The following is a 415-nucleotide window of genomic DNA, read 5'->3' as shown; positions in this document are numbered from 1 at the left end:
GTGATAGCATCCACACCTTGAACAGTGATTTCACCAGAACAGTTGTCAACAGCAGTTAACGAAACCATTGCAGGAACATCACCAGCACAAGCTACATTTACAGTCGCAGGCGCTTGAGGAATTGTTGGAGATTGACTATCATTTACTGTGAATGTTGCAGTAGTTGATGCACTGTTACCACATGCATCAGTAGCTGTAAATATTACAGTCACAGCTGCAGAGCAATCACTTGGCATAGAATTAAAATTATTTGACCATACTACATTTGAACAATTATCAGATGCTTGAGCGCCTCCGTTATTATTTAACCAGTTAGTTAAAGCATTTTCATTACCTTCTCCATCACATTCAACTAATATATTAGAAGCTAATACAGAAATAGTTGGCGCAGTAGTATCTTGAATAGTAATCACTT

The 415-nt window shown here is 37.8% G+C and carries 1 protein-coding gene; it reads right to left on the bottom strand.

The genetic code is table 11. From position 1 onward, the window contains the following. Nucleotides 1-415 (bottom strand): hypothetical protein (locus tag ACSVH2_RS14110; protein ID WP_438093819.1); only part of this gene is annotated, 415 nt, incomplete at both ends.

It is taken from the genome of Flavobacterium sp. RSB2_4_14, assembly GCF_051547085.1.
GTDB lineage: Bacteria > Bacteroidota > Bacteroidia > Flavobacteriales > Flavobacteriaceae > Flavobacterium.
Note: the sequence above shows the minus strand (reverse complement) of the source record. Positions and strands in the feature narration are given on the sequence as shown.